General features: G+C 68.2%; 21 protein-coding genes. 19 read left to right on the top strand and 2 right to left on the bottom strand.

Features of this window, described 5'->3' with window-relative positions; all coding sequences use genetic code 11:
* Positions 1-2 precede the first annotated feature (2 nt).
* The 19 genes from rpmD (at position 3) to DVW87_RS09690 (ending at position 16,221) form a co-directional block, all read left to right on the top strand.
* Entirely contained in the window at positions 3-179 is a 177-nt protein-coding gene (rpmD, locus tag DVW87_RS09780) for a 50S ribosomal protein L30 (protein WP_114687590.1), read from the top strand.
* A 161-nt stretch (positions 180-340) separates the two neighbouring features.
* Entirely contained in the window at positions 341-880 is a 540-nt protein-coding gene (gene rplO, locus DVW87_RS09775) for a 50S ribosomal protein L15 (RefSeq protein WP_114688176.1), read from the top strand.
* Between the two features lie 131 nt (positions 881-1,011).
* Entirely contained in the window at positions 1,012-2,376 is a 1,365-nt protein-coding gene (gene secY, locus DVW87_RS09770; protein ID WP_114687589.1) for a preprotein translocase subunit SecY, read from the top strand.
* Positions 2,377-2,404: 28 nt separating this feature from the next.
* The gene (locus DVW87_RS09765; protein ID WP_114687588.1) at positions 2,405-3,067 is read left to right on the top strand and encodes an adenylate kinase; all 663 of its coding nucleotides are present in this window, start codon (positions 2,405-2,407) and stop codon (positions 3,065-3,067) included.
* Positions 3,068-3,345: 278 nt separating this feature from the next.
* Entirely contained in the window at positions 3,346-4,044 is a 699-nt protein-coding gene (locus DVW87_RS09760) for a response regulator transcription factor (RefSeq protein ID WP_114687587.1), read from the top strand.
* The gene (locus tag DVW87_RS09755; RefSeq protein ID WP_239017846.1) at positions 4,045-5,421 is read left to right on the top strand and encodes a sensor histidine kinase; all 1,377 of its coding nucleotides are present in this window, start codon (positions 4,045-4,047) and stop codon (positions 5,419-5,421) included.
* Positions 5,422-5,583: 162 nt separating this feature from the next.
* Positions 5,584-5,952: a 30S ribosomal protein S13 gene (gene rpsM, locus DVW87_RS09750; protein ID WP_114687586.1), complete on the top strand. Its 369-nt coding sequence runs from the start codon at positions 5,584-5,586 to the stop codon at positions 5,950-5,952.
* An 83-nt stretch (positions 5,953-6,035) separates the two neighbouring features.
* A complete protein-coding gene (gene rpsK / locus DVW87_RS09745) occupies positions 6,036-6,425 on the top strand; it encodes a 30S ribosomal protein S11 (RefSeq protein WP_114687585.1) in 390 nt (129 codons plus the stop codon).
* Positions 6,426-6,518: 93 nt separating this feature from the next.
* Complete coding sequence (locus DVW87_RS09740; protein ID WP_114687584.1) at positions 6,519-7,580, top strand: DNA-directed RNA polymerase subunit alpha; 1,062 nt, start codon at positions 6,519-6,521, stop codon at positions 7,578-7,580.
* 274 nt (positions 7,581-7,854) lie between these two features.
* Positions 7,855-8,277: a 50S ribosomal protein L17 gene (gene rplQ, locus DVW87_RS09735; protein ID WP_114687583.1), complete on the top strand. Its 423-nt coding sequence runs from the start codon at positions 7,855-7,857 to the stop codon at positions 8,275-8,277.
* A gap of 183 nt (positions 8,278-8,460) precedes the next feature.
* Positions 8,461-10,020, top strand: coding sequence for a glutamine-hydrolyzing GMP synthase (guaA, locus tag DVW87_RS09730; RefSeq protein WP_114687582.1), 1,560 nt, complete (start codon positions 8,461-8,463; stop codon positions 10,018-10,020).
* A gap of 38 nt (positions 10,021-10,058) precedes the next feature.
* A complete protein-coding gene (gene bla / locus DVW87_RS09725) occupies positions 10,059-10,916 on the top strand; it encodes a subclass B3 metallo-beta-lactamase (RefSeq protein ID WP_114687581.1) in 858 nt (285 codons plus the stop codon).
* The gene (locus tag DVW87_RS09720) at positions 10,913-11,305 is read left to right on the top strand and encodes a GNAT family acetyltransferase (protein WP_114687580.1); all 393 of its coding nucleotides are present in this window, start codon (positions 10,913-10,915) and stop codon (positions 11,303-11,305) included. Before bla ends, DVW87_RS09720 begins: the two co-directional genes overlap by 4 nt.
* A 24-nt stretch (positions 11,306-11,329) precedes the next feature.
* Positions 11,330-11,674, top strand: coding sequence for an ArsC family reductase (locus tag DVW87_RS09715; RefSeq protein ID WP_114687579.1), 345 nt, complete (start codon positions 11,330-11,332; stop codon positions 11,672-11,674).
* 57 nt (positions 11,675-11,731) lie between these two features.
* Positions 11,732-12,157 (top strand): hypothetical protein, encoded by a 426-nt coding sequence (locus tag DVW87_RS09710; protein WP_114687578.1) that lies wholly within the window; start codon positions 11,732-11,734, stop codon positions 12,155-12,157.
* Between the two features lie 122 nt (positions 12,158-12,279).
* Positions 12,280-12,975, top strand: coding sequence for a tetratricopeptide repeat protein (locus DVW87_RS09705; protein WP_114687577.1), 696 nt, complete (start codon positions 12,280-12,282; stop codon positions 12,973-12,975).
* Positions 12,972-14,297: an outer membrane protein assembly factor BamB family protein gene (locus DVW87_RS09700; protein WP_114687576.1), complete on the top strand. Its 1,326-nt coding sequence runs from the start codon at positions 12,972-12,974 to the stop codon at positions 14,295-14,297. The genes DVW87_RS09705 and DVW87_RS09700 overlap by 4 nt, the downstream gene beginning before the upstream one ends.
* A gap of 39 nt (positions 14,298-14,336) precedes the next feature.
* On the top strand, positions 14,337-15,704 hold the full coding sequence (gene der, locus DVW87_RS09695) for a ribosome biogenesis GTPase Der (protein ID WP_114687575.1): 1,368 nt from the start codon (positions 14,337-14,339) through the stop codon (positions 15,702-15,704).
* Positions 15,705-15,801: 97 nt separating this feature from the next.
* The gene (locus DVW87_RS09690; RefSeq protein WP_114687574.1) at positions 15,802-16,221 is read left to right on the top strand and encodes an Hpt domain-containing protein; all 420 of its coding nucleotides are present in this window, start codon (positions 15,802-15,804) and stop codon (positions 16,219-16,221) included.
* Positions 16,222-16,408: 187 nt separating this feature from the next.
* Here the strand turns inward: DVW87_RS09690 and bfr are convergent, their stop codons facing one another.
* Positions 16,409-16,924, bottom strand: a complete 516-nt coding sequence (gene bfr, locus DVW87_RS09685) for a bacterioferritin (protein WP_114687573.1) — start codon at positions 16,922-16,924, stop codon at positions 16,409-16,411.
* Positions 16,925-17,022: 98 nt separating this feature from the next.
* Entirely contained in the window at positions 17,023-17,193 is a 171-nt protein-coding gene (locus DVW87_RS09680; RefSeq protein ID WP_114687572.1) for a (2Fe-2S)-binding protein, read from the bottom strand.
* Positions 17,194-17,224: the final 31 nt, after the last annotated feature.

Raw genomic sequence — 17,224 nt, 5'->3', positions numbered from 1 at the left:
ACATGGCGACGATCAAGGTCACCCAGACGGGTTCGCCCATCCGCCGCGAGAAGGATCAGCGCGCGACGCTGATCGGCCTCGGGCTCAACAAGATGCATCGCACCCGCGAGCTCGAGGACACGCCCGCGGTGCGCGGCATGATCCAGAAGGTCGCGCACATGGTGAAGATCGAGGACTAAGCGCCTCTTTCTTCGTTGCGAACAAGAGACGGCGCGGGGTCAGGCGATCCCGCGCCGTTTCGCGTATCAAAGGGTAGGTGAGGGGTGACAGAGCGGCGGGAAGCCGCTATGCGCCGCCGCTTCCAATCAACGCGCGAACATAGCGAAAGCGAGTGCATATCATGAAACTGAATGATCTCCGCGACAACCAGGGCGCCCGCAAGTCCAAGATCCGCGTCGGCCGCGGCATCGGCTCCGGCAAGGGCAAGACCGCCGGCCGCGGCCAGAAGGGCCAGAAGAGCCGCGAGGGCGTGTCCATCGCCGGCTTCGAGGGCGGCCAGATGCCGCTGCACATGCGTCTGCCGAAGCGCGGCTTCAACAACATCTTCGCCAAGGATTATGCCGAGGTGAACCTGGGCGCGATCCAGAAGGCGGTGGATGCCGGCAAGCTGACCGGCGACACGGTGGACCACGAGACGCTGAAGGCCGCTGGCCTGGCCCGTGGCGGCAAGGACGGCGTTCGCGTGCTGGCCAAGGGCGAGCTGACCGCCAAGCTGACGTTCACCGTCGCCGGCGTTTCCGGTTCGGCGCGCGAGGCGATCGAGAAGGCGGGCGGTTCGGTCAACGTGATCGAAGTCGTGCCCGCCGCCGAGAAGGCCGCTGCCAAGAAGGGCGTGAAGTACAAGGAGCGCCAGGCGCACAAGGCGTCGTTCAAGGCCTGAGGCCGCGAACGATGCGGCGTGCTTCCCGGCCGGTGTCGGGAAGCCGCTAGGCAAGCCCGCTTGCGTGATTATATGAGCGGCGGGGCGGTTAAACGTTTCCCGCCGCTTTTGTTTCCAGGACCGATACTCACATGGCATCCGCAGCCGACCCGATGGCCCAGGGCCTCAGCCTGTCGAAGTTCACGCAGGCGACCGATCTCAAGAAGCGGCTGTGGTTCACCATCGGTGTGCTGATCGTGTTCCGCATGCTTTCCTACGTGCCGCTGCCGGGGATCGACCCGACCGCGCTCGGCCTGCTGAGCCAGCAGACGAGCGGCGGCGTGCTGGACTTCTTCAACGCCTTTTCCGGCGGTTCGCTGAAGCGAATGAGCCTGATCGCGCTGGGCGTGATGCCGTACATCACCGCGTCCATCGTGGTGCAGCTGGCGACCTCGCTGTCGCCGACGCTGGCGGCGATCAAGAAGGACGGCGAGAGCGGTCGCAAGCGGCTGAACCAGTACACCCGCTACGGCACGGTCGCGCTGACCGCGGTGCAGGGCTATTTCATCGCCCGTGGCCTGGAGGCGATCGGCGCGAACAACGGCGTGGCCGCGGTGATCGAGCCGGGCATGCTGTTCCGGGTGGTTGCTGTGATCTCGCTGATCGGCGGCACCATGTTCCTGATGTGGCTGGGCGAGCAGATCACCAGCCGTGGCATCGGCAACGGCATGTCGCTCATCATCATGGCCGGCATCGTCGCCAACCTGCCGACCACGCTCGTCAACCTGCTCCAGGGCAGCCGTTCCGGTTCGATCGATCCGGTTCGCCTGATCGGCATCGCCGTGGCGGTGATCGGCCTGATCCTGTTCATCTGCTTCATGGAGCGCGCGCAGCGCCGCATCCTGATCCAGTACCCCAAGCGCCAGACGCAGCGCGGCATGCAGGCCGATCGCAGCCACCTGCCGCTGAAGATCAACACCGCGGGCGTCATCCCGCCGATCTTCGCCTCGTCGCTGCTGCTGATGCCGCTGACGATCTCGCAGTTCGCCGGCCAGCGCGTGGCGGGCGAGAGCCGCTGGGGTGACATCATCATCACGCTGAACCAGTATCTGCAGCACGGCGCGCCGCTGTACATGGCGCTCTATGCCGCGGGCATCGTCTTCTTCTCGTTCTTCTACACCGCGGTGGTGTTCAATCCGGAAGAGACGGCGGACAACCTGAAGCGCTATGGCGGGTTCATTCCCGGCATTCGTCCGGGCAAGAACACCGAGACCTATTTCGATTACGTGCTGACGCGCATCACCGTGATCGGCGCGGCGTATCTGGTGATCATCTGCCTGCTGCCGGAATATCTCGTCTCGGCGCTGTCGATCCCGTTCTACCTGGGCGGAACCAGCCTGCTGATCGTGGTGAACGTGACCATGGACACGGTGACGCAGATCCAGTCGCACCTGCTGGCGCACCAGTATGGCGATCTCATCAAGAAGGCCAAGCTGCGCGGCGCGCGCGTGCGCTGACGTGGCGCCAAGGGGGAGTTTGTCTGAGGTGAACATCATCCTTCTGGGGCCGCCGGGGGCGGGCAAGGGCACGCAGGCGAGCCGGCTGGAAAGCGGGCGCGGCATGGTGCAGCTCTCCACCGGGGACATGCTGCGCGCCGCCAAGGATGCGGGCACGCCCGTCGGCCAGCAGGTCAAGGCGATCATGGAGCGTGGCGAGCTCGTGTCCGACGCGATCGTCTCGGCGCTGATCGGCGAGCGGCTGGATGCGATGGAAACGGGCACCGGCGCGATCTTCGACGGCTATCCGCGCACCGCGGCGCAGGCCGAGGCGCTGGACCTGCTGCTTGCCGAGCGGGGCCGCCAGCTCGACTTCGTCATCGAGCTGGAGGTGGACGAGGAGGCGCTCGTGGAGCGCATCACCGGTCGCTACACCTGCGCCAAGTGCGGGGCAGGCTATCATGACACGTTCAAGCAGCCGGCCGTGGCCGGCGTGTGCGACGTGTGCGGCTCTACCGAGTTCAAGCGCCGGCCGGACGACAATGCCGAAACCGTCCGCACGCGCATGGCGGAGTACCGGGCGAAGACCGCCCCGATCCTGCCGATCTACGAGGCGCGGGGGTTGGTCCGCCGCGTGGACGGGATGGCGGACATCGACCAGGTATCGCTGGCGATCGAAGGCATATTGGACAACGCGCCGGAGCCTGCGTGAGGCGTTGACGCCCGGCGCGCCGGCGGGGGCTGGACCGGCCGGGCTTGCGTGTCGGCCGGCCGGTGCCCGTTCGAGCACCGCAACATGACGAACTCTTCATGTGCGCGTCACCGCAGGCGCAGGCGAGGGTAGCTAGAACCGAATCGTGGCCGGCATGGTCGCCCGAGTTTCACGGTTCGGCACCCGAACAACTCCCGGGGGTGTCGAGGGCCGGCGGAAGGCATCTGCTTTCCGCCGGTCTTGCTTTTCGGTACCGCGGGAGGCGAGATTGCACGCCCATGACCCGCAAGATCCTGATCGTCGAGGATGATGCCGCCACCTCCGCCTATCTGGCGAAGGGACTGGCGGAGGCCGGCTATGCGGTGGAGACCTGCGGCAACGGCCGCGACGGCCTGTTCCTGGCGAGCGAGGGCATCTTCGACCTGATCGTGGCCGATCGCATGCTGCCGGGGCTGGACGGGCTGGCGATGCTCAATGCGGTGCGCGCCGCCGGGATCATGACGCCCACGCTGGTCCTGTCGGCGCTGGGGTCGGTGGACGATCGGGTGGACGGCCTGCACGCCGGGGCGGACGATTACCTGACCAAGCCCTTTTCCTTTGCGGAGCTGTCCGCCCGGGTGGAGGCGCTGCTGCGCCGTTCGGACAACCAGACCGCGGCGGTGGCGAGCCAGCAGACGAGGCTGACGGTCGGCGATCTGGAAATGGACCTGCTGGCCCGCACGGTGACGCGCGCCGGTCGCGCCATTCCGCTGGGCGCGCGGGAGTTCAACCTCCTCGAGTATCTCGCGCGCCACGCCGGACAGGTGGTGACGCGCACGATGATGCTGGAGAAGATCTGGAACTACCATTTCGACCCCGGCAGCAACGTGGTGGACGTGCATATCGGCCGATTGCGCCGCAAGCTGGAGGAGGGGTTCAGCGACCCCATCCTCCACACGGTACGTGGCGCCGGCTACCGCCTGTCGGCGGACGGCTAGGTGCGGCTGCGGCTGTCGGTCACCGCGCGCATCGCGCTGCTGGCGATCGCGCTGGCGCTGATCTCCAACGTCGTGCTGGTCGGGTTCGTGTGGCGGCAGGTCCGCGGCGTCGCCGTGGAGGCGCTGCGCCGGGACACGATGGAGCAGGCGGACACATATCTCGGCATCTATCGTACCGGAGGGCGTCGCGGGCTCGACGCGGCGCTGCGCCAGGCGGACGATCCCGCGGACCCGTTCCAGATCGCGGCGCTCGTCGATGCGGACGGGCGGCGGATCGTGGGGGCAGGTCCGCAGCGGATGCGGCTGGCGACGGGCAGCCCGTCCTTCACGATCGGGGGCATCGCCGATGCCGCGCCATGGTCGCAACATGAGGCCGGCTATACCGTGCGCCGGGTCGGGCAGGTGCGGCTGGTCAGCGGGCACCTGCTGAACGACTGGGCGCAGGAGCAGCGCGGGATCGAGCGGGCGCTGTTGCTGGCGGTGCTGCTGTCGCTGGCGCTGGGCGTGGGCGGCGGGCTGGTGGTGGCGCGCTATGTCGGCAATCGCCTGGGGCGGATCGTGCGGGTGATCGACGGGGTGGGGCAGGGCGACCTTTCGGCCCGGGTCGGCCATCTCGTGCAGGGCGGCGGCGACGCCTTCGATCGGCTGGCGCACCGGCTGGATGCGATGCTGGACAAGATCGAGCGGTTGATGGGCGAGGTGCGGGTCGTTTCCGACAGCCTGGCGCACGACCTGCGCTCCCCGCTGGCGCGGCTGCGCAGCAAGGCGGAGGCGGCGGCGCTGGCGGAGGACGCGGGCGCGCGGGAGGCGGCGCTGTCCGGCCTGCTGGCGGAAACGGACCTGGTCCTGCGCATGCTTTCCACCCTGCTGGAGATCAGCCGCTCCGAATCGGTGGGAAGCGACCGGTTCAGCCCGACGCCGCTGGCGGAGCTGGTGGAGGAGATCGGCGAGCTCTATGCTCCGGTGGTGGAGGATGCCGGGCTTGCCTTCACCGTCTCGATCGAATCGCGCCCGGCGGCCCGGCCTCTGCACCGCGAATTGCTCACGCAGGCGGTGACGAACCTGATCGACAATGCGCTCCGCCACGGGGTGAGCGGCGGGGAGATCACGCTGCGCTTGTCGGACGCGCAGGGGAGGCCGGCGATAGCGGTGGAGGATCGCGGACCGGGGATCGCGAAGGCCGACCGGGCGCAGGCGCTGCGCCGGTTCGGGCGGCTGGATGGCGCGCGGACGCTGCCGGGCGCCGGGCTCGGCCTGGCGCTGGTGGAGGCGGTGACGCGCCTGCACGGCGGCGCGTTCGAGCTGGCGGACAATGCCCCGGGCCTCGTGGCGCGCATCCTCCTGCCGGCGCGGCCGGTTGCGGAACCGATCGCTTGACACGGCGTTTGCGCGCCCCTACCTGCACCAGACCCCGAACCACCGCTGTCCGGCGGCGCGCTCGCGCGCTCGCCGCTATCGTGCGTGATGCGGGGTGTAACGCGATGAGATGGGGTGCGTGGCAGCCATGCCGCACCTTGTGGAGCTAGGAGAACAAAGTTCATGGCACGTATTGCGGGTGTCAACATCCCGACCAACAAGCGCGTGGTGATCGCGCTGACCTACATCCACGGCATTGGCAACACCAAGGCCCAGGAGCTGACCACGAAGCTGGGCATCGCCCCGGAAACGCGCGTGCAGGACCTGACCGATCAGGAAGTGCTGCAGATCCGCGAGGCGATCGACGCCGATCACACGGTGGAAGGCGATCTTCGTCGCGAAACCGCGATGAACATCAAGCGCCTGATGGACCTGGCCTGCTATCGCGGCCTGCGTCATCGCAAGGGTCTGCCGGTCCGCGGCCAGCGCACGCACACCAATGCGCGCACCCGCAAGGGCAAGGCCAAGCCGATCGCCGGCAAGAAGAAGTAAGCGCGGGGCGCTTACTTCTCCGCCGGAGGCAGGTCACAGGCTGACCGCCCGGCGTTCTCCGTATTCAGGTCAGGAACACCACAATGGCACGTGAACCGCAGCGCATTCGGCGCCGTGAACGCAAGAACATCACCAGCGGCGTGGCGCACGTCAACGCCAGCTTCAACAACACCATGATCACCATCACCGATGCGCAGGGCAATGCGATCAGCTGGTCCTCGGCCGGCATGATGGGCTTCAAGGGCTCGCGCAAGTCGACCCCGTATGCGGCCCAGGTCGCCGCCGAGGACGCGGGCAAGAAGGCCGCCGAGCACGGCGTGCGCACGCTTGAGGTCGAGGTGAAGGGTCCGGGTTCGGGCCGCGAGTCGGCGCTGCGCGCGCTGCAGGCGGTCGGCTTCCAGATCACCTCGATCCGCGACGTGACCTCGATCCCGCACAACGGCGTGCGTCCGTCGAAGCGTCGCCGCGTCTGATTGATGCTTTTCGCGCCAGCTGACGAGTTGGCGCGCTTTCTTCCTCCCGGCTGGGGGCTGCCCCTTGCTTCCGGCCCAAACTAGGGGACACACGTGTCTGTCAACGCAAAGAACTGGCAGGAACTGAAGAAGCCCAACGCCCTTGAAAAGAAGGGTGGAGACGGCAAGCGCCGCGCGACGTTCGTCGCCGAGCCGCTGGAGCGCGGCTTCGGCCTGACTCTGGGCAATGCGCTGCGCCGCGTGCTGCTGTCCTCGCTGCAGGGCGCCGCGGTTACCTCGATCAAGATCGAGAACGTGCTGCACGAATTCTCGTCGCTCGCCGGCGTGCGCGAGGACGTGACCGACATCGTCCTGAACGTGAAGCAGATCGCCATCCGCATGCAGGGCGAAGGCCCCAAGCGGCTCCAGCTTTCCGCCACCGGCCCGGCCGAGGTGAAGGCGGGCGACATCGCGGTGTCGGGCGACATCGAGGTGATGAACCCCGAGCTGGTGATCTGTCACCTCGACGACGGCGCGACGCTCAACATGGAGCTGACCGCCGACGTGGGTAAGGGCTATGTCGCGGCGACGGCGAACCGTCCGGCCGACGCGCCGATCGGCCTAATCCCGGTGGACGCGCTCTACTCGCCGGTGCGCCAGGTTTCGTACAAGGTGGACCCGACCCGCGTGGGCCAGGACCTCGACTACGACAAGCTGACGCTGACGATCGAGACCGACGGCACCGTGACGCCGGAAGATGCGGTGGGCTATGCCGGCCGCATCCTGCAGGACCAGCTGGCGCTGTTCGTGCACTTCGACGACTCGGCGGTGACCCGCTCGGCGCCGATCGGCCAGGCCGCTCCCGTGGCGGACACCGCCGCGACGGGCGACACGCAGCAGATCAACCGCTACCTCCTCAAGAAGGTGGACGAGCTGGAACTGTCGGTGCGTTCGGCCAACTGCCTGAAGAACGACAACATCATCTATATCGGCGATCTGGTGCAGAAGACCGAGGCGGAGATGCTGCGCACGCCGAACTTCGGCCGCAAGTCGCTGAACGAGATCAAGGAAGTGCTGTCCTCGATGGGGCTGCGGCTGGGGATGGAAATCCCGGGCTGGCCGCCGGAGAATATCGAGGAAATGGCCAAGAAGCTCGAACAGGAGATCATGGGCTGAGGCGCACGCGAGTAGCGCGAGCTACTCGCGAGACGGCGAAAGCCCGGCCGGCGGATGGGGGAGCGGCAAGGCCGCGATCCCGTCCGTCCGACGTCACGACGCGGCTTCGCCGCGGCGCTGCTTGAGTGGCTGGACTCCGACCTCCGCCGGGGAACAGAAAGGCAAGGACAAGGGACCCCGGCCTGCGCCGGGATGACGGAAACGGGGTGGTCCCGCGTCGCCACCTGGTCTGGGGTTCCGTGAGACGGCCCCTTAACGAACGAAGGAAGAAATCATGCGTCATCGTGTTGGCGGCCGTAAGCTTCAGCGGACCTCGGCCCACCGCATCGCCCTGTTCCGCAACATGAGCGCCGCGCTCATCAAGCACGAGCAGATCACCACCACCGTCGCCAAGGCGAAGGAGCTGCGCCCGTACGTGGAGAAGCTCATCACGCTGGCGAAGAAGGGTGGCCTGTCCAACCGTCGCCTGGCGCACGCCCGGCTGCAGGACGACGCGCAGCTGGTGAAGCTGTTCGACACGCTGGCCGAGCGCTACGCCGGCCGCAACGGCGGCTATACCCGCATCATCAAGGCCGGCATCCGTGCGTCGGACGCGTCGCCGATGGCGATCATCGAGTTCGTCGACCGTGATGTCTCGGCCAAGGGCCAGGATTCGGGTCCGGTGATGACGGACGAGGATTTCGACCAGGCGGCATAAGCGCCCGGTCCGATTGGGAAAGAAGGGGTCGCGCTCGCAAGGGCGCGGCCCCTTTCCGTTTGCGCGAACCGCAAAGGTTATTTTGATGGAGATTTTGCGCGCGAACCGGGCTAGGGATCGCGTCATCGTTCGTCCTTCGGATCGGGGGTTCCCCGGCCCTGCGTTGGAGTTTATCGCCCGCCCATGACCCAGCCCAGCGATTCCATCCTCATCCTCGATTTCGGCAGCCAGGTGACCCAGCTCATCGCCCGCCGCGTGCGCGAGGCCGGCGTGTACAGCGAGGTGGCGCCGTTCCAGTCTGCGGCGGAGGCGTTCGAACGGCTCCAGCCGAAGGGCGTGATCCTGTCCGGCGGCCCGGCTTCCGTCACGCTGGAGACCAGCCCGCGCGCCCCGCAGGGGATCTTCGACGCCGGCGTGCCGATCCTCGGCATCTGCTACGGCCAGCAGCTGATGAGTGCGCAGCTCGGCGGCAACGTGATCGTGTCCGGCGATGGCGGCGAGTTCGGACAGGCGTTCGTGGAGGTGCACAAGCCCTGCGCGCTGTTCGATGGCCTGTGGAAGCCGGGCGAGCGGCACCAGGTGTGGATGAGCCATGGCGACAAGGTGGATGCGATCCCGCCCGGCTTCGAGGCGGTGGCCACGTCGCCGGGCGCTCCCTTCGCGATCGTCGCGGACGAGGCTCGCCGTTATTACGGGGTGCAGTTCCATCCGGAGGTGGTGCACACGCCCGATGGCGGGCGGTTGCTCGCCAATTTCGCGCGCCACGTCTGCGGGCTGGCAGGCGACTGGACGATGGCCGAGTTCCGCCAGACCAAGATCGCCGAGATCCGCGCGCAGGTGGGCAGCGGGCGCGTGCTGTGCGGCTTGTCGGGCGGCGTCGACTCGGCGGTCGCGGCCGTGCTGATCCATGAGGCGATCGGCGAGCAGCTGACCTGCGTGTTCGTGGATCACGGCCTGCTGCGCGCCGGAGAAGGGGAACAGGTCGTGTCCCTGTTCCGCAACCACTACAACATCCCGCTCGTCCATGTGAACGCGGAGGAGCAGTTCCTGTCGGGCCTCGCCGGCGTCACCGATCCGGAGGCGAAGCGCAAGTTCATCGGCAAGACGTTCATCGACGTGTTCGAGGCCGAGGCCAGGAAGATCGGGGGCGCGGACTTCCTGGCGCAGGGCACGCTCTACCCCGACGTGATCGAGAGCGTGAGCTTCACCGGCGGCCCGTCGGTGACGATCAAGAGCCACCACAATGTGGGCGGTCTGCCCGAGCGGATGAACATGCAGCTGGTCGAACCGCTGCGCGAGCTGTTCAAGGACGAGGTGCGCGAGCTGGGCCGGGAGCTGGGCCTGTCCGAGCAGTTCGTCGGCCGGCATCCGTTTCCGGGGCCGGGCCTGGCGATCCGCATTCCCGGCGAGGTCACCAAGGAGCGCTGCGACATCCTGCGCAAGGCGGATGCGATCTACCTGGAGGAGATCCGCAAGGCCGGGCTCTACGACGCGATCTGGCAGGCGTTCGCGGTGCTGTTGCCGGTGCGCTCGGTGGGCGTGATGGGCGACGGGCGCACCTACGATTCGGTGCTGGCGCTGCGGGCCGTGACGTCCACCGACGGCATGACCGCGCAGGCGTTCCAGTTCCCCGGCGACTTCCTGCCGCGGGTGACCACGCGCATCATCAACGAGGTGCGCGGCATCAACCGCGTGACCTACGATTATACCTCCAAGCCGCCGGGCACGATCGAGTGGGAATAAGCCGGCAGAAGCAGCCGTCCAGGGGATGGCTGCCCGGCTTGTTCGGCGGTGCAAGCCGCCGCTGGGCCACGCGCCGCTTCGCCCTTGCCTGCGCCGCGTCGGTTTGCGCCGCGCCGGCCCTTGCGCAGGACCCGCCTGCCTGGACGCGCCCGATCGCGCCGTTCCATATCGTCGGGCCAGTCTGGTATGTCGGCACCGAAGGGCTCGGCTCCTACGCGATCAGGACCCGGGCGGGCGTGATCCTGATCGACGGCACGATGGCGGAGAACGTGCCGGCGATCCTTGCCAATCTGCGCCGCATCGGCGTGCGCCCGCGCGACGTGAAGCTGATGCTGAGCAGCCATGCGCATGCCGACCATGCCGCGGGTGACGCCGCCCTTCAGCGGGCCACGGGTGCGCCGGTGCTGGCGGGCACCGGCGATGTGGAGGCGCTGCGCACCGGCATGCCGCCGGGCGAAACCAGCTACCCCGCCGTGCGCTTCCCCGCGGTGCCGCGCGTGCGGCCGCTGCGCGACGGGCAGGTGGTGCGGCTCGGCGGGGCGCGGCTCACCGCCGTCGCGACGCCGGGCCATACGCCGGGCTGCCTGACCTGGACGATGCGGGTGGAGGAGGAGGGGCGGCCACTCGACCTGGTGTTTCCCTGCAGCCTCACCGTTGCCGGCAACCGGCTGGTCGGCAACCGGCGCTATCCCGGGATCGTCGAGGATTTCCGGAAGAGCTTCGACCGCGTGGATGCCTTGCACGCAGACGTGGTGCTGCCGATGCATCCGGAGTTCGCCGAGGTGATGGAACGGCGCCAGCGCGGCGACTGGGTTGCGCCGGGACTGCTCCAGCGGATGGTGGCGGATGCGCGCCGGGCCTTTGCGCGCGACCTGGCGGCGCAGCAGGCGCGATGATCCGGGCCGCGATGCCGGGCGACCGCGCGGCGGTGGTGGCGCTCTGGCAGCGCTGCGGCCTGACCCGGCCGTGGAACGATCCGTTCGCGGACTTCGATCGCGCGCGGGCGGGCGGCGCGGTGCTGATGACGGCGGACGGCGCAGGCGCGGTGATGGTGGGCGATGACGGGCATCGCGGCTGGATCTACTATCTCGCGGTTGCGGCCGAGCGCCGCGGCGAGGGGATCGGCCGCGCGCTGATGACCGCCGCAGAGGAATGGCTGCGCGCACGCGGCTGCCCCAAGGTGCAGTTGATGGTGCGCGAGGACAATGCCACGGCGCTGGGCTTCTACGCGGCACTCGGGCTGGAGCGTCAGGCGGTGGTCACGCTCGGCCGCTTCCTGGACTGATCCGCGCACGCGAGAGGACGCGACATGTTGACCCTGTACGGCATCCCCAATTGCGACACGGTGAAGAAGGCGCGCACCTGGCTCGACGCGCAGGGCGTGGCCTATGACTTCCATGACTACAAGAAGGCCGGCGTCGACCGCATGGCGCTGGAGCGGTGGTCCGACGCCCTGGGCTGGGAAGCCCTGCTCAACCGGCAGGGGACGACGTTCCGCAAGCTGCCGGACGCGGACAAGGCGGAGCTGTCGCGCGAAAAGGCGATTGCGTTGATGCGGGCGCATCCGTCGATGATCCGGCGGCCGGTGCTGGAGGGCGAGGGCACGCTGCTCGCCGGGTTCAAGCCGGAGCTCTGGGCGGCCCGGTTCGGCTGATTTGCCTTTTCCTCCGGCTTGCGGCAGCCTCCGCGACGGGAGAGGGGATCGGCGAGCATGCGCAGGCGACCGCGTTGGTATTATCTGGTGGCGGCGCTGCTGACTTTGTGGGGCCTGGCGGGCTGCTTTGCCTGTTTCCAGCAGATCCGGCTCGGCGCGGAGGCGATGGGACCGGCGAGCGCCTATGACCGGGCGGTCCATGCATCGCTCCCGGTCTGGTACAATCAGGTCTATGCCGCCACCGTGGGCTTTTCCGCCGCGGGCGGGATCGCGCTGCTTGCGCTGCGTCGATCGGCGACCCTCTTCTTTGCGGTCTCGCTGCTTGCCGTTGCGGTGCAGTTCGGCTGGCTTTTCGCGACCACGGACATCGTGGCGCACAAGGGCGCGGCGGTGGTGCTGCCGTTCCCCATCCTGATCGTCGCCGTCGGCCTGTTCGCCTTGTGGTTCGCCCGGCGGGCGCGGCGGCGGGGCTGGACGCGATGAACCGGATCGGGGTGAGCTTCACCCCGCGTTCAGCGCGGCGGAGCGATGGCGCTCCCTGAATTCTTTCGCTATGGCGCAGGCGCGGATACCCTCCGCGTCCTTTCCGCCCTTCGGAGCACAACTTGGCCCAACCGCCGAAAACCGACGAAGCATTCCTGCGCGAAGTCGATGAAGAACTGCGCCGCGACCAACTCGCGGGCGTGATGACCCGATATGGCCGCTGGCTCATCGCGGCGATCGTGGTCGGCCTTCTCGCCTTTGCCGCCTTCCTGTTCTGGCAGCATCGGCGCGAGCAGGCGGCGGGCGAGGAAGGCGTGCACCTGCAGGCTGCGTTCGACGATGTCGGCGCCGGCCGCACGGCGGAAGCGAACAAGAAGCTGGCGCCGATCGCCGCCTCCGACATCAAGGGCTATCGCGCCGCCGCATTGTTCACCCAGGCCGACATCCTGCTGGAGAAGCAGGACAACAAGGGCGCCGCAGCCAAGTTCGCGGCGATTGCCGGCGACTCCGCACTGGCGGAGCCGTATCGCGATCTCGCCCTCGTGCGCCAGACCGCGGCCGAGTTCGACACGCTGAAGCCGCAGGTGGTGGTGGATCGCCTGCGCGGCCTGGCGGTGAAGGGCAAGCCGTGGTTCGGCAGCGCGGGCGAACTGGTGGGCGCGGCCTACCTTGCCATGAACCGGCCCGATCTTGCCGGCACGATCTATGGACAGATCGCCAGTGACGAGCAGGTGCCGGAAACGATTCGGCAGCGCGCGGTGCAGATGGCGAGCACGCTTGGCGTGGATGCCGGCGGCGCGAACAAGAAGGCACAATGATGAACCGGACCAGGGCTTCCGTCGCGATCGCATGCATGCTGGCGCTCAGCGCATGCGGCATCTTCAAGGGCAGCGGGCCGAAGAAGACGCCCACGGTGGGCGACCGCGTGCCGATCCTGCTGACCGAGGCGGACGGCGGCGCCGATCCCAAGATCGCCGACCTGCAGGTCCTGCTGCCTGCCGCCACCGCCAACGACAGCTGGACCCAGTCCGGCGGCAGCGCGTCCAAGTCGATGGGGCATCTGGCGCTGGCCGCCAACCCGAGCCGCGTCTGGAGCGCCTCCATCGACGGCGGCTCCAACCGCCAGCGGCTGGGCGCGGCGCCGGTGATCGCGGACGGCAAGCTGTTCGTGGTGGACGTGGACGCCAACGTGCACGCATTCGACGCCGCATCCGGCGCCAAGCTGTGGTCCAAGGCACTGGCCGAGGGCAAGGAGAACGCGCCCGCCCGCTTTGGCGGCGGCGTGAGCTATGACGACGGCAAGCTCTATGCCACCGACGGCCTGGGCGACGTGGTCGCGCTGAAGGCGGCGGATGGCGGCGAACTGTGGCGGGCCAAGCCGGGCGGTCCCCTGCGCGGCGCGCCGACGGTCGCCTTTGGCCTCATCTATGTGCTGAGCCAGGACAATCAGCTGTTCGCCCTCAACGAGGCGGACGGCAAGACGACCTGGACCCAGGCAGGCAGCATCGAGACGCAGGGCGTGTTCGGCGTGGCGGCGCCGGCGGCGGGGCAGGGCACGATCGTTGCCGGCTTCTCCTCGGGCGAGCTCAACGCCTATCGCTACGAGAACGGTCGCACGCTGTGGCAGGACGCACTGGCCCGGCGCAGCGCCTCCACCTCGGTGTCCAGCCTGTCGGACATCGATGCCGATCCGGTGATCGACCAGGGCCGCGTCTATGCGCTGGGCCAGGGCGGGCGCATCGTGGCGGTGGAAGTGACCACGGGGCAGCGCATCTGGGAACGCAACTTCGCCGGCATCTCCACCCCGGCGGTGGCGGGCGAGTGGATCTTCCTCGTCACCGACGACGCGCGCCTCGTCTGCCTGAGCCGCGCGAGCGGTCAGGTGCGCTGGGTCAGCCAGCTGCGCCGCTATCAGAACGAGAAGAAGCGCAAGAACGCGATCACCTGGTACGGCCCGGTGCTGGCCGGCAACCGGCTCGTGCTGACGAATTCGCGCGGCGAGATCGTTTCCGCCTCGACCGACAAGGGCGAGGTGACCTCCACGATCGAGGCCAAGGAGAGCTTCAGCCTGCCGCCGGTGGTGGCGAACAGCACGCTCTACGTGCTCGACCAGAAGGGTCGCCTGTCGGCCTATCGCTGACAGGTGACGCGCAGCCGATAGGTCGCTACAGGCGGCGGGATGCCCCAACTTCCCGTCGTCGCGATCATCGGCCGCCCCAATGTCGGCAAATCGACGCTGTTCAACCGCCTGGTCGGCAAGAGGCTCGCGCTGGTCGATGACCGGCCGGGCGTGACCCGTGATCGCCGCGAGGGCGATGCCACGTTGCTCGGCAGCGATTTCCGCGTGATCGACACCGCCGGCTACGAGGATCAGGACGCCGCCTCGCTGCCGGGGCGGATGCGGCAGCAGACCGAGGCCGCAGTGGCGCAGGCCGATGTCGCCCTGTTCCTGATCGACTCGCGCGCCGGCATCGTGCCGCTGGACGAGGAAATCGCCCGCTGGCTGCGCGGCTCCACCACGCCGGTGGTGCTGGTCGCCAACAAGGCCGAGGGGCGGGCGGGCGAAGCAGGGGTGCTGGAAGCGCTGGCGCTCGGCTTCGGCGATCCGGTGCAGATCTCGGCCGAGCATGGCGAAGGCGTGGCCGACCTGTTCGAGGCGCTGCAGCCGTTCATCGATCGCGAGGATACGGACGAGCCGGAGGAAGAGGCTTTCCCGGAGGACGGCCCGCTGAAGCTGGCGATCGTCGGCCGTCCGAACGCCGGCAAGTCCACCCTGATCAACCGCATCCTGGGCCAGGATCGCCTCATCACCGGCCCGGAGGCGGGCATCACCCGCGATTCGATCGCGATCGACTGGACCTGGACCTCCCCGGACGGCGAGGAGCGGGCGGTTCGCCTGATCGACACGGCGGGCATGCGCAAGCGCGCGCAGGTGCAGGACAAGCTGGAAAAGCTGTCGGTGGCGGACGCGCTGCATGCGGTCGATTTCGCCGAAGTGGTTGTGCTGTTGCTCGACGCCACGCGCGGGCTGGAGGCGCAGGATCTCAAGATCGCCGATCGCGTGCTGGAGGAAGGCCGCGCGCTGGTGATCGCGCTCAACAAATGGGACGTGGCCGAGGACGCCAGCAGCCTGTTCAACGGCGTCAAAGCAGCGCTGGACGAGGGGCTGGCGCAGGTGCGCGGCGTGCCGCTGCTCACCGTTTCGGCGGCGACCGGCAAAGGCATCGACACGCTGATCCGCGTGGCGTTCGAGACGCGCGCGGCCTGGTCGAAGCGGGTCGGCACGGGCGAGCTCAACCGCTGGTTCGAACGCGCGGTGGAGGCCAATCCGCCGCCCGCGCCCGGCGGCAAGCGGATCAAGCTGCGCTATCTCACCCAGGCCAAGACGCGCCCCCCCGGTTTCGTGCTGTTCGGAACGCGGGTGGACCAGTTGCCGACGAGCTACCAGCGCTATCTGGTGAACGGCATCCGGCGCGACCTGGGTTTCGGTGCGGTGCCGGTTCGCCTGACCTTGCGCGCGCCGAAGAATCCGTTCGGAAACAAATAGCCGGCGGCTCCGTCAACGCATCCTTTACCCCGCCGGCCTATGGTTTTGCCGGGATCGCTCGTGGCCGTGCACGGCCGCGAAGGGGAGAGAAACTACCGTGTCGTTCGAAGGCAGCACCCTGGTCGATTGGCAGGCGTTCCAGCGCGCGCGCAGCGAGCTGGGCACCGGCTTCGTCCGCATCCTGGGCTATTTCCAGGAGGACGGGTACAAGTCGGTCTCCGCGGTGGAAGCGGCGGTGCGCGCGAACAATGCCACCGCGCTGGTCATCCCCGCGCATACCCTCAAGGGCGAGGCACGTCAGTTCGGGGCGGAGCCGCTGGCGGAGCTGGCCGAGCAGCTCGAGATGATTGCGCGCGGCTGCGTCGAGACGCATGACACGCCGGACGAAGCCGTGCCGCATGCGGCGAAGCTGCGCCCGCTGTTCGAGGAAACGCTGACGCTGCTCCTGCGCGAGGCGACGCCGCTGCAGCAGCGCCGCCCGGTGGCCGGTGGCGGCTTCGGCCGCCGGGTGATCTGAGCGGCCCGCCCGGGAACGGGGGTGCGGCAGGAAGTGAATTTCTGCCGCCGTCCTGCCGGCAGTGTTACGGCGTCCACCGATCGGCAAACCAGACCGTGCGAAAGTGGTGGGGTGGACCCCGGCACAGGGCCGGGGTGACGCCAGAGGGACGTCCGCGGCGCGCCCCCGCACCGGCGCGCCGTGAGCCTTACGCCTTCAGATACGGCGCCGCGTCCGAGTGGCCGGCATCATATTCGGACATCGAATTGAGCTGCACGTAGTTGCCCAGGCCCATGCGCTCGATCATCTCGAACTGGCGCTCCAGCGTGTCGACATGCTCTTCCTCGCTGGCGAGGATGCGCGCGAACAGGTCACGGCTGACGAAGTCCTTCACGTCCTCGCAATAGGCGATCGCGGCGCGCAGCTGCGCCACGGCCTCGATTTCCATGGCGAGATCGGCCTTGAGCGCTTCTTCCACGGTTTCGCCGATGCGCAGGCGGCCGAGCAGCTGGAAATTGGGCAGGCCGTCCAGGAACAGGATGCGCTCTGCCAGCCAGTCGGCGTGCTTCATCTCGTCGATGGATTCGTGACGCTCGAACTTGGCGAGCTTGTGCAGGCCCCAATGATCGAACAGGCGATAATGCAGCCAGTATTGATTGATCGCGGTCAGCTCGTTCTTGAGCGTCTCGTTCAGAAACTCGATGACCTTGGGGTCGCCCTTCATGCCTGCCTCCGTTGGGGAAGGCGGCTCCTTAACCCGGATCGCGTCGATCGAACAGGCGGAAACGGCAGAAAACCGCCATTTTCAGGCAGTTGCGAGTGCTACGCAGCCGCGCGCTCCGAATTGATTATCTCTCGCGCGAACGGCACGCACTGGCCGCATTTCGCCTCGCACCCGAGCGCCCGATAGGCGCGGCAGGCGGTGTCGGCACCGCTGCGGGCCGCCTGACGGACCTGATTTTCGCGAAGGGCATTACAGATACACACGAGCATTCGGCGACAACTCCCGCTTGCACGGGAGCGT

The organism is Sphingomonas aracearum (assembly GCF_003345355.1).
GTDB lineage: Bacteria > Pseudomonadota > Alphaproteobacteria > Sphingomonadales > Sphingomonadaceae > Sphingomonas > Sphingomonas aracearum.
Note: the sequence above shows the minus strand (reverse complement) of the source record. Positions and strands in the feature narration are given on the sequence as shown.